General features: G+C 61.6%; 18 protein-coding genes. 7 read left to right on the forward strand and 11 right to left on the reverse strand.

The genetic code is table 11. The annotated features are described in order from the left end of the window. Nucleotides 1-34: 34 nt before the first annotated feature. The 6 genes from EPB08_RS03000 to EPB08_RS03025 form a co-directional block, all read right to left on the reverse strand. Nucleotides 35-559, reverse strand: a complete 525-nt coding sequence (locus EPB08_RS03000; RefSeq protein WP_130617562.1) for a fimbrial protein — start codon at nucleotides 557-559, stop codon at nucleotides 35-37. 74 nt (nucleotides 560-633) lie between these two features. After that, nucleotides 634-1,128: a fimbrial protein gene (locus tag EPB08_RS03005; protein ID WP_130617563.1), complete on the reverse strand. Its 495-nt coding sequence runs from the start codon at nucleotides 1,126-1,128 to the stop codon at nucleotides 634-636. A gap of 165 nt (nucleotides 1,129-1,293) precedes the next feature. Continuing rightward, nucleotides 1,294-4,194 carry a fimbria/pilus outer membrane usher protein gene (locus tag EPB08_RS03010; protein ID WP_130617564.1) on the reverse strand — a complete coding sequence of 967 codons (2,901 nt, stop codon included), beginning with the start codon at nucleotides 4,192-4,194 and terminating at the stop codon, nucleotides 1,294-1,296. A 28-nt stretch (nucleotides 4,195-4,222) separates the two neighbouring features. After that, nucleotides 4,223-4,966 (reverse strand): fimbria/pilus periplasmic chaperone, encoded by a 744-nt coding sequence (locus EPB08_RS03015; protein WP_130617565.1) that lies wholly within the window; start codon nucleotides 4,964-4,966, stop codon nucleotides 4,223-4,225. A gap of 81 nt (nucleotides 4,967-5,047) precedes the next feature. Beyond that, nucleotides 5,048-5,614, reverse strand: a complete 567-nt coding sequence (locus EPB08_RS03020; RefSeq protein ID WP_130617566.1) for a fimbrial protein — start codon at nucleotides 5,612-5,614, stop codon at nucleotides 5,048-5,050. Between the two features lie 1,585 nt (nucleotides 5,615-7,199). Then, nucleotides 7,200-8,252 carry a site-specific integrase gene (locus EPB08_RS03025; protein WP_130617567.1) on the reverse strand — a complete coding sequence of 351 codons (1,053 nt, stop codon included), beginning with the start codon at nucleotides 8,250-8,252 and terminating at the stop codon, nucleotides 7,200-7,202. A 422-nt stretch (nucleotides 8,253-8,674) separates the two neighbouring features. On the opposite strand from EPB08_RS03025, the gene EPB08_RS03030 reads away from it, so the two are divergent. The 7 genes from EPB08_RS03030 (at nucleotide 8,675) to EPB08_RS03060 (ending at nucleotide 14,429) form a co-directional block, all read left to right on the forward strand. Next, complete coding sequence (locus EPB08_RS03030) at nucleotides 8,675-9,655, forward strand: polysaccharide deacetylase family protein (protein WP_130617568.1); 981 nt, start codon at nucleotides 8,675-8,677, stop codon at nucleotides 9,653-9,655. Continuing rightward, nucleotides 9,645-10,415 carry a formyl transferase gene (locus EPB08_RS03035; protein ID WP_130617569.1) on the forward strand — a complete coding sequence of 257 codons (771 nt, stop codon included), beginning with the start codon at nucleotides 9,645-9,647 and terminating at the stop codon, nucleotides 10,413-10,415. Before EPB08_RS03030 ends, EPB08_RS03035 begins: the two co-directional genes overlap by 11 nt. 259 nt (nucleotides 10,416-10,674) lie before the next feature. Next, a complete protein-coding gene (locus tag EPB08_RS03040; RefSeq protein ID WP_165418381.1) occupies nucleotides 10,675-11,085 on the forward strand; it encodes a rhodanese-like domain-containing protein in 411 nt (136 codons plus the stop codon). Between the two features lie 9 nt (nucleotides 11,086-11,094). Further along, nucleotides 11,095-12,009, forward strand: coding sequence for an arginase (rocF, locus tag EPB08_RS03045; RefSeq protein ID WP_130617571.1), 915 nt, complete (start codon nucleotides 11,095-11,097; stop codon nucleotides 12,007-12,009). A 34-nt stretch (nucleotides 12,010-12,043) separates the two neighbouring features. Next, entirely contained in the window at nucleotides 12,044-13,408 is a 1,365-nt protein-coding gene (locus EPB08_RS03050; RefSeq protein WP_130617572.1) for a tryptophan--tRNA ligase, read from the forward strand. A gap of 38 nt (nucleotides 13,409-13,446) precedes the next feature. Further along, nucleotides 13,447-13,773 (forward strand): hypothetical protein, encoded by a 327-nt coding sequence (locus tag EPB08_RS03055; protein WP_130617573.1) that lies wholly within the window; start codon nucleotides 13,447-13,449, stop codon nucleotides 13,771-13,773. 17 nt (nucleotides 13,774-13,790) lie between these two features. After that, nucleotides 13,791-14,429 (forward strand): DUF6348 family protein, encoded by a 639-nt coding sequence (locus EPB08_RS03060; protein WP_130617574.1) that lies wholly within the window; start codon nucleotides 13,791-13,793, stop codon nucleotides 14,427-14,429. A 111-nt stretch (nucleotides 14,430-14,540) separates the two neighbouring features. Here the strand turns inward: EPB08_RS03060 and EPB08_RS03065 are convergent, their stop codons facing one another. The 5 genes from EPB08_RS03065 to EPB08_RS20985 form a co-directional block, all read right to left on the reverse strand. Next, nucleotides 14,541-15,911: an FAD-binding oxidoreductase gene (locus EPB08_RS03065; RefSeq protein WP_130617575.1), complete on the reverse strand. Its 1,371-nt coding sequence runs from the start codon at nucleotides 15,909-15,911 to the stop codon at nucleotides 14,541-14,543. 88 nt (nucleotides 15,912-15,999) lie between these two features. Further along, nucleotides 16,000-17,484: an alpha/beta hydrolase gene (locus EPB08_RS03070; RefSeq protein ID WP_130617576.1), complete on the reverse strand. Its 1,485-nt coding sequence runs from the start codon at nucleotides 17,482-17,484 to the stop codon at nucleotides 16,000-16,002. A gap of 126 nt (nucleotides 17,485-17,610) precedes the next feature. Next, the gene (locus tag EPB08_RS21215; protein ID WP_130617577.1) at nucleotides 17,611-17,841 is read right to left on the reverse strand and encodes a GDCCVxC domain-containing (seleno)protein; all 231 of its coding nucleotides are present in this window, start codon (nucleotides 17,839-17,841) and stop codon (nucleotides 17,611-17,613) included. A gap of 104 nt (nucleotides 17,842-17,945) precedes the next feature. Beyond that, nucleotides 17,946-18,131 carry a hypothetical protein gene (locus EPB08_RS21130; protein WP_130617578.1) on the reverse strand — a complete coding sequence of 62 codons (186 nt, stop codon included), beginning with the start codon at nucleotides 18,129-18,131 and terminating at the stop codon, nucleotides 17,946-17,948. Between the two features lie 104 nt (nucleotides 18,132-18,235). Further along, nucleotides 18,236-18,397, reverse strand: a complete 162-nt coding sequence (locus tag EPB08_RS20985; protein WP_165418382.1) for a hypothetical protein — start codon at nucleotides 18,395-18,397, stop codon at nucleotides 18,236-18,238. Nucleotides 18,398-18,502 lie beyond the last annotated feature (105 nt).

Here is an 18,502-nt window from a genome sequence, read left to right on the forward strand (position 1 = left end):
TACACCGAAACTAGTTATTCATCATGGGCCAGGCTTACAGATAGCTCATGGTGACTAGGGTGCTGGAAAGCACGGAGCCCGTGGTGGCAAGTACGCTAGGCAACTTCCAATAGGCAACGCGTAGATCAAGCGTGGCCTGGCCTGCGGAAATGGGGACGGTGCGTGTATTGTTGGTGTTGTTTGCGCCTATGGTCGCGCCATCAGCGGACTCCAATTCCACCGCCACTCCCGTGGCGGCGCCGGTGTTTTTGTAACGCGCAAGATCGGTCGCGTCGGACGTACCAGTGAAAGCAAACGTGGCTTGGGTAAGGCCTGCACTACAACTATTCACCGTGAGCTGAAACGGCTTGTAGCCCGTCGCGCCCACGGCGGGCAGCGCGGAAACGGAAATGGGGTCCAGCGCCACAGTGCTGTCGCTACCACCCGACAGCGTCCACTGGCAGGTGCCGTTGACAATAGTGCCGGTCATATTGAAGGTGGTCTGTGCGCTTGCATTCACGCTGGCGAATGCCAACGCAAAAGGCAGCAGAACGCCGATCCATACAGTGACGCGCTTCATCACAAAGATTTCCCTGGGCAAGGCTGGCTTTTGCCGGCGCTACATCGGGTGATGCAACGCCGAACTGTTGCCGCTTAGTTATACGTGGCGTTAAGCGTCACCGGCGTGTGCGCCGTGCCAGCCGCGACCGTGGCTGCCGACTGGTGAAAACGCGCCTGGTAGTGGTAGGTGGTAGCGGCGGTTGAGGCCACAAAGTCCACCGATGTGCCTGCCGGCAGGATCGGTGTTGCATCAGACGTACGCTGCAACTCAATACCGATGCCGCTTACACCGGTGAACAAGTTAGAGTTGTTGAGGTCCGCGCCACCGCTAAGTTTTATGTGCACCGTGGTCACCAGTGGATCGCACGCACTGGACTGCACCGGGACGTCCTTCCAAGACGTGGTATAGGCACCCGTAAAGGCGGTCGCCGGGTAAGTGCCAAGGTCAACGTCAGCCACGGTAAGCGCGCAGGTACCGGCCTGAATGGTGCCAGTGATGTTGAAGAGGACGGTGCTTGTTTGAGCGTAAGCGCTAGAAACGGCACTTAGCAAAGCGACAGTAAGGGCAGCAGAGGCGAACTTGTTCATAGGTCAGTACTCAGTGGTAAGTGGGGTGGGTGAGGATAAATGCATCGGCACGAGTCCCCGGCGTGGTTGGCTAGGTTTGAACCAGCGAGGTATTGAGCATGGCGGTCGATCCAACGGTCTTTGGCGCTAAAGGCGCTTAGTGGCGGCTTACTCACGAAGAAACATTTACAAGAGACGGGTGTACGGTTGCGTCAGCAGTGGACTGTGATAGCTTTCCGTTGCACTCACGGATGGCATAGGCGCTTGTAGATACACAGCGCTGCCAAGCGATGCTTGCGTATTAGTTGCATGAGGCAAGGTGGATGCTGTGTCGACGCGACCGCAAGCAAGCTTAAGCATGTCGTAATCGTCGCCACCCTTCTTTGCCTTGGAGGGTAGACGGATATCGATCTTGCAACTCTCGTCCGCGTGGTCACCCCATCGCACGGTAACCGCGCCAGAATTCTTGAGGCCGTTGATAAACAGACGGCTCGCCTGTCCCGCGACGCCTACCTTGTTTCCTTGGCTGTCCAGCACGTCGGCACCAAAGGGCACCGGGCGACCATCGGGCAGCGAGGTATCGACCAAGATCGCATGCCCACTCGCGGTGTTGAACTTCAAAAGCACCACGGAACCGGCGCGTGGCGCCACGCTGTGCATGTTGTCGTTGAAGGTCACGCCAGCACCGGCACCCTTGGGATCCACGGTGACCGCGTTCAGCTCATAGGGCATGAGGTACGGAACGGCCGCGTAGCCGTTGATATCAACGACGGAGCCGCGAGAGTTTTGGATGGTGGCGCCACGTGCATCGGGCGCGTACACCAGGCCGACGGTATCGCCCAGCGGAGGCGACCACACCGCACCGTTGCGATGAACGATGACGCCACCGGACATACCCGCACTAAATTGGTGATAGCCACTACCCTGGCTATAGCCGCCCGTGATATTGCCCGAGCTACTAGCGTATTGACTGTTGATGCTAAACGTATTGTCGCTCGGCGCGTGTGACGCCGAAGCGCCGTAGGTAAGGCGGCTGTCTTTATCGACACTGCCGCTGACACTCACTTGCTCGGTATTACCACTTTGCTGCGAATGGCTCAGCAGTGTGTTGAACATAGGAGCACGGGCACTCTTACCCAACGGCACGCTTACCGTCAGATAAATGCGCGTGTCGCGCCGCGTGACGGCGGCGGACGGGATATAGCTATCGGGCTCGCCAGGAATCTGGTTGACCAGACCCGCCGTCTGCATGCTTTGTACACTGTCACGCGTGCGTTGCGCAGAAAGGTTATAGCTGATGCCATGCCACTGGTTGCTATAGCCTGCCGAGAAATCGACCTGCTTTCCGCCCTGGTTCCAATAGTTGCTAACGGAACCGGTGAGAAAGAGTTGGCCAGTCCGCTCGCCCAGCGTCTGGTTGATACTGATATCCGCGCGGCTGCGTTGACGCAGAATGCCGCTAGGGTTTTGATTTTGCGCGACCGCATTGCGAAGTTGCGTAGCGGTTAGCAAGTCAACGTAGCCGGGGGTGGAGTAGCGGTAGGCGGCGACGGCGAAATTGGTGCCTGTATCAACAAAATTCTTGTTGTATCCCAGGCGCGTACTTAAGCCGCTCGTCGCCGCCTGGCCTGGCACTTGGTCGCGGGCCTCGGTGATGTCCATGGAGAACGCGCCCACATCCGTATTGAGCGCACCACCCACCAAGGCGGAGCGATAACCGGTAGCGAGCGTGGCGCCCGCGTAACCGGTCATCAAATTGGTCAAGCCGCGCTGATACGTGCCCTGTACCAGATTGGGCTGATCGACGAAATTCATCTCATCGACTTTGCCCGCCGTAATGCTCCAGCGCGAAAGCCCCGGACGCAGTAGCTGGGTAACCGCCGAATAAGGCACGCTAAACTGCTTGGTGCGACCATCGGCCTCGATGACTTGAACGTCGAGGTCACCACCGTAACCGGTGGGATAGAGATCATCGATCGAGAAAGGTCCGGGCGCGACGTTGATTTCGTAGATGATATATCCGCGCTGACGGACAATGATGTGTGCATTGGTTTCGGCCAAGCCATGCACTACCGGTGCGTAGCCGCGAAGCGACTGCGGCAGCATGCGGTCGTCGCTATAAAGCCGCACACCACGTACACGGACACTGTCGAACATATCGCCCGGCGTAAAGGTATCGCCTGCAACAAACTGTGCGCCTAACGACGGAATGTCATGCTGTATGTACGTCGCGGCATTTTGGTAACGGCTGTGACCGCCCTCGGTGAACGACAGCGACGACAACTGATTAAGATGCCACGAGCCAAAGTTGACCGAGGCATTGAGGCCCAGGTAGCCATTGGCGTCGCTGCCTGTCCTGTTATGGGTGCTGTAGGCGTTGGCGTTGTAATTGAGGACGGTTGAATTGATGCCCGGGTCCCACTGGGAGGGGTCGACCCAACCGCGCGCACTGTGCGACAGGTAGATTTGCGGTACGGTGAATGTGATGGATTGCGATTCCGCATCAAAACTGGCCGAGGCGCCCGGAATATAGTCGCCAAGATTGCCGCAAAATGAGCCAGAGGCCGCCGCCATTTTAGGCGGGTGATCCGCGTCCTTCGCCACCTTGCCCATGTCGATGCCATAACTGAGCAACGTCTTGGTATCAAAGCAGGGAACCGTCGATTTATCATCGGCCGTATTGGCATACACAATGTCCGCGTGGGCGCGCCATTCCTTGTTGACGACGATGTCGCCGTGGTACGTGCCGGGCGCAACATAACCGCTTTTTTCAAAGCGCGAAAGGTCAACTTTGGGAGCCATGCCCGCGGGGAAGAAGGCGGCATCAAAGTTAACCGACCCACCGGAAGGCGCGGGGTCAACCGCCGCCGCTGCCGGGTCAACCACCACTGCCGGAAGCTCGGCCGCCACGGCATGACTCGTGAACAGGCCGGCAATGGCAACGCTCAAGAGCGCCGGTCGCAGCAGGCTCCGCTGGTGAAGCGAATAACGATGGGCAGAGCTATCGGACATGCGCACGTTCTCGTAAATCCCGGCAAATGGAAGATGTCGCCCGCGAGAAAAAGCGGACTTTTTGTTGGAGTACAAAGTGCGCTTTGGGCAGCTACTTAGACCGTTAGCGCGTCACTGCATGCGTCATGCTGCTAATGGCGCCGAAGTCGCTGATCACATCGAAAGCGGCCTGAGCATCGCTAGCGGGTGAACCAACATCCTTCAGGGGAAAGGTGGTGTTGCCGCCCGGCGCGACCATGCCGCCGCCTTCATCACCCACAATCTTGTCGCCCGTCTTGATGCCGACGTGCGCAAAGCTGATGAAATAAGGGGTGGGGTTATTCACTTGAAGCGCCCAACCTTTGTCCGCAGGCACCAGTTTCCAGCTCAATTTTTCGGGTGCCGTTGCGATATCGCCCTGCAGGCCCGCGGGGCGAAAGAACACTTTGATGCGGGTGCGGAAGGCAAACTGAAGCAGATTGCGGCCTTCGCTGTCGGCAGGCTTGGGCGGCACCTCCAACATGTTCAGCCAGAACAGGGTTTCCTTGTCCGTAGGCAATGGCTCTTTGGTGTAAAGCACGCGAATGGCAAGCCCCTTGGTGGGGTCGATACGCGAAATGGGCGGTGTGATGGTGAAGGGTACCTTGGCGGTGTCGGGCGTCGACTTCTCATCGCCGTTATCCAGCCACACCTGGACCAACGCCGGTTTGGTACCTTGATTGGTCAGCTTGACCGTGACCTCTTTTTCTTGAGAGGGATACACCACACGTGTGCCTCCGATGACCACACTGGCGTGGCTGCTTTGTGCAGCGATGAAGCCCACCACTGCGAGCGCGCCAGTCATGGCATAGCGCAATACGTTGGACATAAATGACCTAAGAAAGAGAGAAAGTGTTCGTGATGACCCCTGGCGCCAAAACGGCGCCAGGGGTGGGAGCCACTACAACGATTAGTTGTAGGTCACCGCGTAGATGACGCTGGTGCTGACCAGGCCCGGCGTGGCGGCGCCGGTGGCAAAGTACTGCGCGCCAAAGTCGATGGTGGCCGTGTTGTTGGCGATGGCCGGGCTGTTGACGCTCCAGGTGCCAGTGTTCAGAGCAATGGCCGTGCCGGTCGCATCGAGCACCTGCACCTGGGTATTGGTGGCCTGGCCGGTGAGGGCGTTATCGAGGTTGCCGTTGGGGTTGACGCGCGGGCTGGAAGCCAGGAACGACATGGTGGCGACCTTACCGTCCTGGCAGGAGCCCTGACCCTGACCACCGATGATGACCTGGAACGGCTTCTTGTTAGCGAACGAGCCAGCCGACGGCAGCTTGGACGCCGCCACCGGATCCAGTGCGACCGTGAAGTTGCCGGTGCCGCCATCCGTGCCAGCGCCGCCGGTGACGGTGCAGGTTTCGTCGGTTACCGCGCCGGTGAAGGTGATGGTGCCGCCGTTGGACGAAGCATGCGCAGCAGAACCGATTGCAACAAAACCCAGGGCAAACAGCGCCGTGGCGAGCTTGACGTTCTTCATTTGATTCTTCCTTTGAATAAATTGGTGTTTGTGAAGTCCGCCACGGTGATCTCGGCCAAATATTTGGCCATAGCCAATTTATGTATGCCCCAGTGAAGGAGCACACAGTCCATTGAAGAAGCAATACGTGTGCGGTGCCGGCAGTCTTACAGCCCGTCTTTTAGCCGGCGGTGAGACTGTAAGATCTCGTAGCCATGTATCGGAATCGGATTTTTCCGGGAACTACAGGCGTCTTCACTTTCATGCATCTATCCAGATGGCGACGTTTTCCGACATCGCGGTATGGCAGGTAGCCAATTGCTCACTTAAGGTCAAAGCTTGTTCCGTGAGAAGGGCAACGGGTGCGATCCATCTGGAGATCGAAGGCTTTCTGATTCACCTGCGACGCTTTTAATAGCGCGCTAGGACGTTGCGATCGGGCCGTGAGATCGTCATCGGAGATCGCCGATCCCGCGTGAGATTTTGTTCGCACATCCGTTCACGCGCGTAACCGTGTCGCAACGGCCAATCCGCACAAGGTTCACAAGTCGCAACGTCAGCGTGATATGCGAAGTCTGTGTGTGCGCACGTCGATCGAGGTACTCGGACGATGGTCGGTGCTGACAGCGCGCCGGCTGCGGGGCGGCCTTCCTAGGGTGGAAGAGCGTGGTTAGGCCTTGTCGTTCGAAACTACCAAGTGCAGGGCGTTCGGTCGCTGTGAGGTTGAGGGCGCTGGTGTCTCTGGCGCCTGGGGCGCCGGACGACATTCTTCCAGGCGCAACCGGCCGAGGATGTGTCCTTGCTTGTCGAGATAGACCTTGCCCGGTTGAAGGCAGGCCTCAAGCGCTTCCCACAGGTGCGGTTCGGTGATGTGTTGGGTGGGGACGTAGGAAACCGTGCGGATGCCATGCGACCGAAGGACCGCGCGATGGATCCTCAGTTCTTGCCGCTGATGCCGGGCCGTTACACGGCGCACTAACCACCATGCGAGAACGGTGACCGTACTTCCGATCACCAAGCCTTGAATGAATACTTCCAAGCCGAAGTGTCCCATGCTGCGGAGTACGATCTGGGCTAGCTGATTTGCGCAAGCCCTCTGCAGCAAGTGCACCGCATGAAGCGCGACATGTACATCGGAACATTCCGGGCGACATTCGGTGCTGTATAAACAAAGAGAGGGGCACCAGGTGTGCGGTGACGTGGTGACCGCGTGTCGCCTATGGCGCCTGCCACTGGATGGTCGGCCAAGTCGATGCTATTCGGGGCTTGTAGGAGCCGGCGAAATATCCGCAGATCTAGGGCAGAAATCTGAATGAGGATCTTGAACATGATCTTACCGAGGACGTTGCCCCGTCTCGGTCGCGGGAGCTAAGTGGCGTACGTCCGCGCCGTCCCGAGTTCACGGCTCGACGAAAGATCTATCACCTGACCTCAACCGCTCGGCTGTGGGGCGCGCTTATCGTTGGTCCCACCGTGAACCTTTCCAGGCGCGCCGGAAGAAACGTTTCAGATCGAGCATCCGGGCGCTGTTCGATCGAGACCAGTTGGGTGCGAGACCCCAAAATTACGGATCTTGTAAAGCTCCGGCAATTTCCATCCGGATGAGCTAGCCGAGCTTCTCGGCCAGCCTCGCGGCATCGACATGCGTGTAGCGTTTCAGCATGCTGAGACTTTTGTGCCCGGTCATGCTGGCTACCTCCATGATGCCCAGACCGCGTTCGAAGAGGCGACTTGTGGCCTCGTGGCGCAGGTCGTGAAAGCGCAAATCGTTGAGAAATGCCGGGTCTGGGACTGAGCCTGCCTCTGTACATTCCTCGAGGTACCGTGCAAGGGCGTTTTTCCGGCAGCTGGCCCATGCCTTTTCCAGGGCGAATTTGGTCCCCCAATTGGTAAACACGCGACCCCGCCGGTTCCTCGGTGGGGCTAACGCGTACAAGGAGGCCGCCGCTACGGACGAAAGGGCGACGGTTCTACTTTCGCCATTCTTGGTGTCCGGAAGGTGCGCGGTCCTGGCGGTTAGGTCCACATGCCGCCATTCCAGGTGAAGAATCTCACTGAGGCGCATGCTTGTTTCTACGGCAAGTTCGATCGCCTGTCTGATGCCTGCGGCGCGCGAGCGATCGGCGGCCTGGAGTAATGCCGGGAGCTCGCCCGGCAAAAGTCTCCGATCCCGGCCCTTGGACGGACTGGGTTTCCGTACGGCGCTCACGGGGTTCCCTCCTGGCAGGGTCACGGACAGTTCCTGCTGGGCAAACGTTAGGACCGTGGAGAGCACTGACAGGCAGTAGGAGACGGATCGAGGCGACATCCCCTCCCGGAGAAGGGCATCCCTCCATGTTGCAACCTCGGCATTACGAATCGCCGTTACGAAGCTGGGGCCAAACCGGCCACGCGCCTTCTGCAGGAACAGCTCGGATGTCTTCCGTGAGCGCAGGGCGATAAGCGGGCCGGCGGCGTACTTGTCCGCGCACTGGTCAAAAGTCAGCTTGGTTGCGGCCGTATCCACCACGGCGAGGTTGCCGCGCCGAATCTCTCGCTCAATCTCGGCTGCCCAAGCCTCGGCATCTTTCCTTAGATCAAAGGTTCGGCTAATACTCTTGGCACCTTTGCGCCGAACTTGGGCTCGCCAACCACCTGGACGCTTCTCAAAAGTCGCCATTGAACGGATTCCCCCTGGATTCCCCCAAATGGGGAAAAATATTCACCGAAGTATAGGCCCCATGCGCTTCGCTTGGGTTTTTAATTCTGATTTGTAATCAGTAGGTCGCGGGTTCGACTCCTGCTGCCGGCACCATCCTCGTCGTACTCCCTCGTTTTCATCGAAGCTGCATCAGCGGCACGGGCGGTTGTACCCAGCGTTTGCTGGCGGATTACCGCTGCTGGCACCTGGTGCTTCGTGAGCCTGTACGAGCCCCTACCTGGGCCGCAGGTGCCTCAGCCGCCCTTCACGATTGGGGCCGAACAATCCTTGCGTCCGCCTGACCAAAGCTGAATGTTTGAGGGTTGGACATGGGTGCCGATTGCCGGCTGGATAGCTCAGTAGGGGGCTGACATACGGATCAATGGGATGGGTACGACCTCATGCCTGGCATATTTACCGTCTCACTGGATTTTGAGCTCTATTGGGGCGTTCGCGATAAGCGCAGCATCCAGGACTACGAAGAAAACCTGCGCGGCGAACGACAGGCGATACGCGAGATGCTCGCGTCGTTCGATGCCCATGGGGTGCATGCCACCTGGGCGACCCTGGGCTTCATCTTTTTCGAGGGCGTAGCCGAGCTGCGCTCGAAGCTGCCGCACGATACGCCGGCCTACAACAACGCCGAGCTGTCGCCGTATCCCTATATCGACGAGCATGCGTGGGGCAGCGACGACGAGTATCACTTCGCGCCTGAAGTGATCGACCTGATTCGCCGCTATCCCGGCCAGGAAATCGGCACGCACACGTTCTCGCACTATTACTGCCTGGAGCCCGGGCAGACCGCCGACGCCTTCAGGGCGGACCTGGTGGCGGCGATCGAAGCAGCCAGGGCGCGCGGCATCGAAGTGCACAGCCTGGTATTTCCACGCAACCAGGGAAATCCGGATTACCTATCGGTGTTGGAGGAGCTGGGCATTCGCTGCTATCGCGGCAACGAGTACGCGCCGTTCTACACGCCGAGGAACCAGGAGCAGCAGAATCCGCTGGTGCGAGGTTTGCGCCTGTTCGATGCGTACGTGAACGTCACCGGCTACAACACCTACAGCTTCGAGGAGTGCGCGAAGAGCCGCCCGTTCAACATTCCGTCGAGCCGTTTCCTGCGGCCGTATACACCGTCCGTCGCGTGGCTGGACGGCCTGCGCCTGCATCGCATCAAGAGCGCGATGCGCCATGCGGCGATGAACCATCGGTTGTTCCATCTGTGGTGGCATCCGCACAACTTCGGCGCGCATGTGGAGGAGAACCAGCGATTCCTCGGGCGCATCCTGGAGTACTACGGCGAGCTGCGGCAGCGTTACGGCATGCAGTCGTTGAACATGGGTGAAATTTCCACCCTGCTGGAGCAGACGCATGCCGCCTAGGCCCCGCATCGTGATGTTGGCGGGTCCTGGCCTTTCCACCGTGCTCATGTACAACGGCCTGCGGGATACCTGCGATATCGTCGCCGTGGTGCTGGAAGAGAAGCCGTCTTCCAGGAACATGATCAAGCACCGGGCGAAGACGCTGGGCTGGGGCACCACGCTGGGCCAGCTCGCCTTCATCGTGTACAGCCGATGGCTGGGCGTGCGATCAAGCCCCCGCGTGCGCCATCTGCTGGATCGCTACGAACTGGACGATGCACCACTGCCTTCGCATGCCGTCACCAAGGTCGTCAGCGCCAATCGGCGCGAGGTGATCCAGCTGCTGAAGAAGCTGGCACCGGATGCCGTGGTCGTGAACGGTACACGCATCCTGTCGGGCAAGCTGCTGGGATCGATCGATGCTCCCTTCATCAACACCCACATGGGAATCACGCCGGCCTATCGCGGCGTGCACGGAGGGTACTGGGCACTGGCCATGGACGATCGCCGCCATTGCGGGGTTACCGTGCACATGGTCGACGAGGGCGTGGACACCGGCGGCGTTCTCTATCAGTCCACCATCGACATCGAAGACAAGGACAACTTCGCGACTTACCCCATCCATCAGATCGCCAAGGCGATCCCGATGATGCAGACCGCGCTGAACGACGCCGCGCAACGCCGCCTTGCGCCGCACGCGAGTGAAGGCCCCTCGCAGCAGTGGTATCACCCCACGCTGTTCTTCTATCTGAAGCAGCGCCTGCGGAACGGGATCAAGTAGCGTCTGGTCCGCTTGGGTGATGAGGCCGCTGGCCCATCGGCGAGGAATCCTGCTTCCGGGCTTTGCTGCAGCCATTTCACCGGCAGGGGGCGGCTATACTCCAGGAGCTTGCCCGTGCGGCTGGCCCGCCTGGGCCCGTCGCTGCTTTGCCTGGGCAGTTTGATGTCTGGCTTCGAGAGCTCCGGTTTCTTCTGTCATGAAAAACGCACCAGAATGGACTTTCCTGCGTTCCCTGCCGCGCCCATCGAGGATAGGTCGCGTGCGACAGGTCCTGCTGGCTGGCCTGGTTGCGCTGGCCAGTGCGAGCTCGGCCATGGCCACCGAGGCCCCGCTCGCCGCCACCCAGCTGGTGGAGCGCCAGCAGGCCGGGCAGGCGCCGCTGCTGCTCGATGTGCGACGTGCCGACGAGTATCGCGACGGCCATATCGCGGGTGCGCTGAATATCCCCGTCGAGCAGTTGGGTAGCCGGGCCGGTGCGCTGGGCGTACCCCGTGACCGCGAGATCGTGGTGTACTGCGTCTCGGGGCGGCGTGCCGCACGTGCGCAGGAAACACTGCAGTCGCTGGGCTACAGCCACGTGCGACTGCTCGATGGCAGCCTCAACGCCTGGCGCCAGCAGCAGTTGCCGCTGGTGCAGGAAGGCGGCGCGGTCCCCGAACACACACACTGACAGGTCGGCATGGTCAACAAGGCAATTTCCCTGATCGGCGTTCCCACCGACATTGGCGCGGGTCATCGTGGCGCGTCCATGGGTCCGGAAGCGCTGCGCGTAGCCAACCTCGGCGCCAAGCTCGCCAAGCGCGGTCTCGATGTGGTTGATCGCGGCAACCTGCAGGGGCCGCTCAATCCGTGGCAGCCGCCGCACAACGGTTATCGACACTTGCCTGAAGTGCTGGCCTGGAATCAGGCCGTGCACGAAGCGATTTACGCGGAGCTAGTGGCGGGACGCGTTCCGGTCATGCTGGGTGGCGATCACTGCCTCGCCATCGGTTCCATCAGCGCGGTGGCGCGCCACTGCCGTGAGCAAGGCAAGAAGCTTCGCGTGCTGTGGCTGGATGCGCACGCTGATTTCAACACCGCTGAAGTCACGCCGTCGGGCAACATCCACGGCATGCCGGTGGCGTGCCTGTGCGGCAAGGGTCCGAAGGAACTGGTGGAGGTGGGTGGCCAGGTGCCCGCCACCACGCCGGATGTGTACCGGCAGGTCGGCATCCGTTCCGTGGACGAGGATGAAAAGCGCCTCGTGCGCGAGTCGAAGGTCAGCATCTTCGACATGCGCCACATTGATGAAGTGGGCATGAAGCGCACGATGGAAGAGGCGCTGGGCGACGTCGATGACAACACGCATCTGCACGTCAGCTTCGACGTGGATTTCCTCGATCCGGCCATCGCGCCGGGCGTAGGCACCACCGTTCGCGGCGGACCGAACTATCGCGAAGCGCAGCTGTGCATGGAGATGATTGCCGACACGGGCCGCATCGGTTCGCTCGACATCGTCGAACTCAACCCCGCTTTTGACAAGAAGAACCAGACCGCGCGCCTCGCGGTGGATCTGGTCGAATCGCTGTTCGGCAAGTCCACGCTGATCCGATGAACACTACTCACCACAACATCAAGAACGAACGCTCATGAAGACCCGCGTACTTACCGGCATCACCACCACCGGCACGCCGCACCTCGGCAACTACGTCGGCGCGATCCGCCCGGCAGTGACCGCCAGCCTGCGCGATGACGTGGATGCGTTCTACTTCATGGCCGACTACCACGCGCTGATCAAGAGCGACGATCCGGCGCGCATCGAGCGTTCGCGCCTGGAAATCGCCGCGACCTGGCTGGCCGCAGGTCTCGATCCGCAGCGGGTCACGTTCTACCGCCAGTCGGACATCCCGGAAATTCCGGAACTGACCTGGTTCCTCACCTGCGTCACCGCCAAGGGCCTGCTCAATCGTGCGCATGCCTATAAGGCGTCGGTGGACAAGAACACCGAGGCGGGCGAGGACGCCGACGCCGGCGTCACCGCCGGCCTCTACATGTATCCGGTGCTGATGGCTGCCGACATCCTCGCGTTCAACGCGAACAAGGTGCCGGTGGGCCGCGACCAGATCCAGCACATCGAGATGGCGCGCGATATCGCGCAGCGCTTCAACCACATCTACGGACGCGAGTTCTTCGTGCTGCCGGAAGTGGTGATCGAGGAGCAGGTGGCAACGCTGCCGGGCCTCGACGGTCGCAAGATGTCCAAGAGCTACGACAACACCATCCCGCTGTTCTCCGGTGGCCAGAAAAACCTGCGCGAATCGATCATGCGCATCGTCACCGACTCGCGCCTGCCGGGCGAAGCGAAGGACCCGGACAGCTCCTCGCTGTTCACCATCTTCCGCGCGTTCGCCAGCGAGGCCGAATCGGAAGCCTTCCGCCAGGCGCTGGTCGGCGGCATCGGCTGGGGTGAGGCCAAGCAGGTGCTGTTCGAACGCATCGAAGTGGACGTGGCGCCGATGCGCGAGAGCTATGACGCGCTGATGGCCCGCCCTGCGATGATCGAGGAGATCCTGCAGGAAGGCGCCAAGAAGGCGCGCGCCATCGCTGCGCCGAAGGTGGCCGAGCTGCGCGACGCCATCGGCCTGCGTTCGGGCGTTTCGGTGGCGCCGCAAGCTGCAGCAGCCAAGCCTGCGCCGAAGACCGGGAAGATGCCGCGCTTTGCGAGCTTCCGCGATGCCGATGGCAGCTTCCGCTTCCGCCTGTTCTCCGCCGATGGCGAAGAGCTGCTGCTGTCCCGTTCATTCGCCGATCCCAAGGCCGCAGGTGTGCTGCAGAAACGCATCAAGGAGCTGGGTGCCGCCAGCGCCGTGGTGCAGGTGCAGCCGCTTTCCCTGGTACTGGAGCTGGATGGCGAGCATGTGGCCGTGACGCCCGATTACGACGGCGAGGAGGCCCGCGACGAGGCCCTGACCCGTCTGCGGGGCGCCCTGGAACAATTGGCCGCGCAGGAATAAGCGCGGCAGGCACCGGCATCCAAGGAGTGAACTGACGCATGCGTTACCTGGCCATCCTGCTGCTCGCGCCCTGGTTGCTGATCCTCGGCTGGGCGTACTGGGCGTATCCCAAGAGCCTGCCGCGTACGTCCGCACGGCGCGGCTTCGACATGGCGGCGCTGCTGCTGGCCGCTTTTGCGGCCGTGGAATGCGCGGGTGCGGCGTTCGACACCGCCAGTGTCCCCGCCGTGGGTCAGTACGGCCCGGCCAGCGGTGCTATCTGGCAGCAGGTATTGCCGGCGCTCTATGGCTATGGCGCCTGCGTGGTGGTGCTGGTGCTGGCGATGATCGTGCGCCACCTTTTGTGGCGCACGCGCGCCCATTGATCGACGAGGTTTCTCCCATGCAAGACGCTGCGCTCCAGCAATACCTCCTGCAACTGTTCCAGCGCCACGGCGTCGAGCTCGAGCCCGACGAAGACTGGTTGATGACCGATGGCGACTTCCCGGCAGTGCGTGCCACGTGGACCGAAGGCGCCAGTGGCCAGCCCGGTCGCCTGGATGTCGATATCGTGCTCAGCGAAGAGCGCCACATCGAGGAGAGCTTTGCGGGCCATGGCAGTGGTGACGCCGGCTGTCGCGATGCCCTGGACACCTTCGAGCGAGGGGCGCTCCATGTGCTGCTCGCTGCCTGCTGGTATGTGACCGACGAGCGTCGTCTGCAGACCTATGGCTGGGAGCTTGGCCTGCGTACCTGGGATGTGTTCGTCGGCCCCTGGTTGTCGAATCGCGAAGATGCGGCCATCCCGCAGGACCTCCTGCCGGCGCTGCGTGAAGCCTTGCAGCGCGAGGTGCTCGGTGGCGAGCCGCACTGGATACGCCTGTTCCATCGCCGGGGCGATGACGGCCGGGTCAGCGCCGAGGTCCTGCTCGACAATGCGCCGTGGCCTGCGGGCGATCGCGCGCTTGCGTCGCTCACCTGGCCTGCGGACAACGGTTACAGCGTGCGAGGCTTCGTCATGCTGGACATCCGGGACTACTGAGTCCCCGCACAACCTATGTAGGAGCGCACCCAGTGCGCGATCGCCGTTCCGCGAGTTCCTCGTGACCTGATACGTGCGTGGTCGCGCACTGGGTGCGCTCCTACAGGATAGTCAGGGCAGCAATTTCCCTGGATTGAGTATTCCCTCGGGATCGAAGGCGGCCTTCACGTTCCGCATCAGCTGCAGCGTTGTCGGTTGCAGGGCGAGCGGCATGAACTCGCGCTTCACCAGTCCGATGCCGTGCTCGCCCGACAAGGTGCCGTCCAGCGCGATCACCAGCGCAAACACCTCGGCCAGGCAGGCATGCGCGCGTTCGCGCTCGGCCTCGTCACGTGGCAGCAGGTTCACGTGCAGGTTGCCATTGCCGGCGTGACCGAAGCTCACGATCAGTACGTCGTGCTTTTTCGCCAGGTGCTTGATGCCATCGACCAGTTCGGGCAGCCGGCTGACCGGTACCACCACATCCTCATTGATCTTGTTCGGCGAGATAGTTCGCTGAGCTGGCGACAAAGCCTTGCGCGCCGACCAAAGCGCTGTGGTTTCCTCGGCAGTCTCCGCCACGCGTAGTTCTTCCAGTCCTTCGCCGCGCGCGGCACGCGAGACCGCTGCGACCGCACTCGGCAGCGTGTCCGGTTCGCCGTCCACTTCGATCATCAGCATGGCGCCGGCCACCGGTACGCTATCCCCGCCATGGTCGCGTGCGAGCTTCAGCGCCACGTCGTCGATGAACTCCAGTGCGCAGGGCGTTACCGGCTGCGCCATGATGCGGGCAACGGCACGTGCCGCGGCGCTTACATCGGTGTACGTGGCGCGCATGGTGCGCAGGCCGGAAGGCTTCGGCGTAAGCTTGAGCGTGGCTTCGGTGATCAGTGCGAGCGTGCCCTCCGAGCCGATCAGCAGGCGCGTGAGGTCGTAACCCGTCGCTCCCTTGCTGGTATAGGTGCCGCAGCGGAAACCGTCGCCCGTGCCCGCTACCGCCCGCAGGCCCAATGTGTTCTCGCGCGGGCTGCCGTACTTCACCGTGCGCGGGCCGGCCGAGTTGCAGGCGAGGTTGCCGCCGATGCTGCACCACGGGGAAGAGGTCGGGTCGGGTGGCCAGAAGAAACCGTGTGGCTTGAGTGCCTGCTGCAGGTCGCCGTTGAGCACGCCCGGTTCGACCACGGCCAGGCGGTTATCCGGATCGATGCGCAGGATGCGGTTCATCCGCTCGAAACTCACCACCACGCCGCCGTCCACCGGCACGGTGGCGCCCGTGGTGTTGGTACCGCGCCCGCGTCCGATCACCGGCACACGATGTTCGCGGCAAAGCTGCAGCAGAGACTCGACCTGTTCGTGGGTGGTGGGGAACACCACGGCATCCGGTGAGGCATTACGGCGCGAATTGTCATACGCATACGCAAGACGCTCGGCCATGTCGACTGACATCGCGTTGCCGGGAAAATGCTGGCGCAGTGCGGAAAGGAGGGCATCGGGCAGGTTCATGCGCGCAGTATCCCACTGCGGGCGACCAAGCGGCGTCGCGCTGGATGGTTCGGGAGCGATCCGGTCGGGCGCGTGGCCGGCGCGGCATTCATCCTGCGGGTCTGGCCTGCGCCGTGGTCGATGAGGCCGGAATCACGTCCTCGATGCGGTCGTGCACGTACGGGTAGAAGGGATTGGAGCTGATACGCAGTACCGCATCGAGGTTGAGGATCAGCGCCCCGCGTTCGCCCCGTGGTGCCTGCGTGCCCAGGCGAACACCGTAGTTCTCCGACGTGTCGGGGTCGGTGCCGTAAAGCGGATCATTGGGCGGGAAGGGTAGGGCAATGTGCGACAGCGAGAAAATGTTGTCCGGATAGATGATGGACAGCGGCGTGGCGGTGACCTTGTCACTGTCGGCAGGCGTGCTGCGAGCGACGGTGTGGCTGTCGTTCTCCGCTTCATTGGCGATCACGGTCGTCTTGTAGTGCTGCGGTCCGGGCGGCAGCAGGTTCTTCAGGGCCTGCAGCGAACTGGCGCGCAGCAAGGAGTCGAAGCGATGGTTGCGATTCACGTCGAACAACACGATCTCGCTGCCGTTGTCCGGTAACTGTGCATAGAGCGTGCGCACCACGGCCCGTGCACTCACCGTGTCGTCGATGACCGACTGGAAGGTGAGGATGGGTGGCAGACGAGATAGCTGGTGCTCGCGGCCAAGGCGCAGCAGCTGGCTGCGCAACACATCCGTCAGCAGGTAGGTCTGCCGGGCTGCATTCACGGGGAACGAGTTGTACTTGAACGGGTTGTATTCCGGCAGCAGGTCCAGCCACGCGGCCTTCGCAAAGGCTGGCAGGAGTGCGGGCAGTCCTGCCAGGCCCGCAAACCGCGCAAACGTCGTGACACCGATCATCGGCGACAGCAGTACGAGTCGCGATGGCATCGCCAGCTCCGGGTGCTCGCAGGCATCGAGTGTGTACTTCACTGCGAGCGCGCCTCCATTGGAATATCCCACCATATGGATCGGCGCCTGCGGGCCGACGCGCCGACGCGCTTCGCGCATGGCCAGCCGCGTTGCCGCCAGCCAGTCGGGCCACTGCGCCTCGGTCAGCGCCGCCGGCACCGTGCCATGCCCGGGTACGCGCAAGCCGATCGCGACAAAGCCGCGCGCGCGATACAGCTCGGCAATATCGCGCAGGCTATAGGGAGAATCGGTCAGGCCGTGGATCAGCACCACCGCACCGACCGGAGGCCTGGTGGGTTCAAGCACGTACGACCGGTTCCAGTCCACCTTGAAGTGCTCCGGATACATCGGCGCGCCTTCGAAATAGCGATTGGTCCCCACGCGCTCCGACGCATCCAGCTTGTCGCTGACCTGCGTGCGCACCTCGTCGAATACGCGTTGTTCCGCAGCGATATAGCCCGCCCAATCCGTGGCATCGATCTCCGTTGCGGTCAGTTCGTGGGGGATATAGGTCTGCCATGGCGCCAGCGGATCGCCTCGCTGCGAATCCCAGGCACGGATACCCAGCAGGGAGCACAGGAAGATCAGGATGACGATGGACGTCCATTTGCCGATCTTGACCAGAGCGCGAAGCATGCTGATCCCCTGAGGTTGACCCGTCGCCCGACGACTATGCCCGGCAGTTTGCCCTACGAGATATGAGCAAATCGTTGAGGAGTTTTCCCGGTACCGAGGGCGGCGTCTTCCGCTCAGGCCGGCATATCAATGGCCGCGGCAGCAGGGTGCCTGCTGCTGGACGGGCGGGCAGGGCACCGTTCCATAGGAACAAAATACGCAGCAGTCCCCGGCTTTGGGACGTAACAGCGCGCCGCATCCCGCGCAGTCGTAAAAGAAGATGCAGGCGTTCGTTGGCATGACTTCGGTGGTCTGATGACCGCATTCAGGACACGTCAGCGTGGACTCCAGAATCGGAGTTTCCGTATGAGTGCTCATGGCGGCTTTCTCCGCGACATCATGCGTCTACGCGCAGGTGGCGTCGGGTGGTCGATTCCCTGCAACGAGGAAAGCCTGGCATGATCGAGATGCCCGAATTCCCGTCAGCGCCGCAATGGGTTCTTTTCGGCCCTGGGAACTTGTGGAGCCTGACCAGAGTGCGTCGGGTCACGGGCAAAGCGGTTCGTCGATTGGAAGCCTTTGGTCTGGTCCACTGCGGTGGAGATTTTCTTCCCCGCATAGACCGAATGGATAGTAGCGACCGACAGAGGCTTGGGTGTGTCGTTCATTCGGACACCTGTGTACGTGGCGGGCAGTTGGACCAACATACACCTTCTTCAAGGCGGCTGCATTTGGGGGCTTGGCCCGCACGCGTTAAGGCCGTGGTTCCGGGTCAGAACTTCATGCGTCGACCCAAAAGCATGCCGATCAAGCTGCCTGCCGCGCAGAAGGCAAACGCGAAATTGCCCAGCCCCCATGCGGGCGCGATCGGCAGCGTAAACACGGATGCAAGCGCCCATGGCGCGGGAAACATCAGTGCGCCGGCAGTCAGCATGCCCATGTATCCACTGGCCCTGAGCGCCTGAGTACTCACTGCGGTTGAGGGTTTCGATGCCATGTCTCCCTCCCGTGGGTTTCAGACATGGATGCTACGCTCAAT

It is taken from the genome of Dyella amyloliquefaciens (assembly GCF_004296575.1).
GTDB lineage: Bacteria > Pseudomonadota > Gammaproteobacteria > Xanthomonadales > Rhodanobacteraceae > Dyella > Dyella amyloliquefaciens.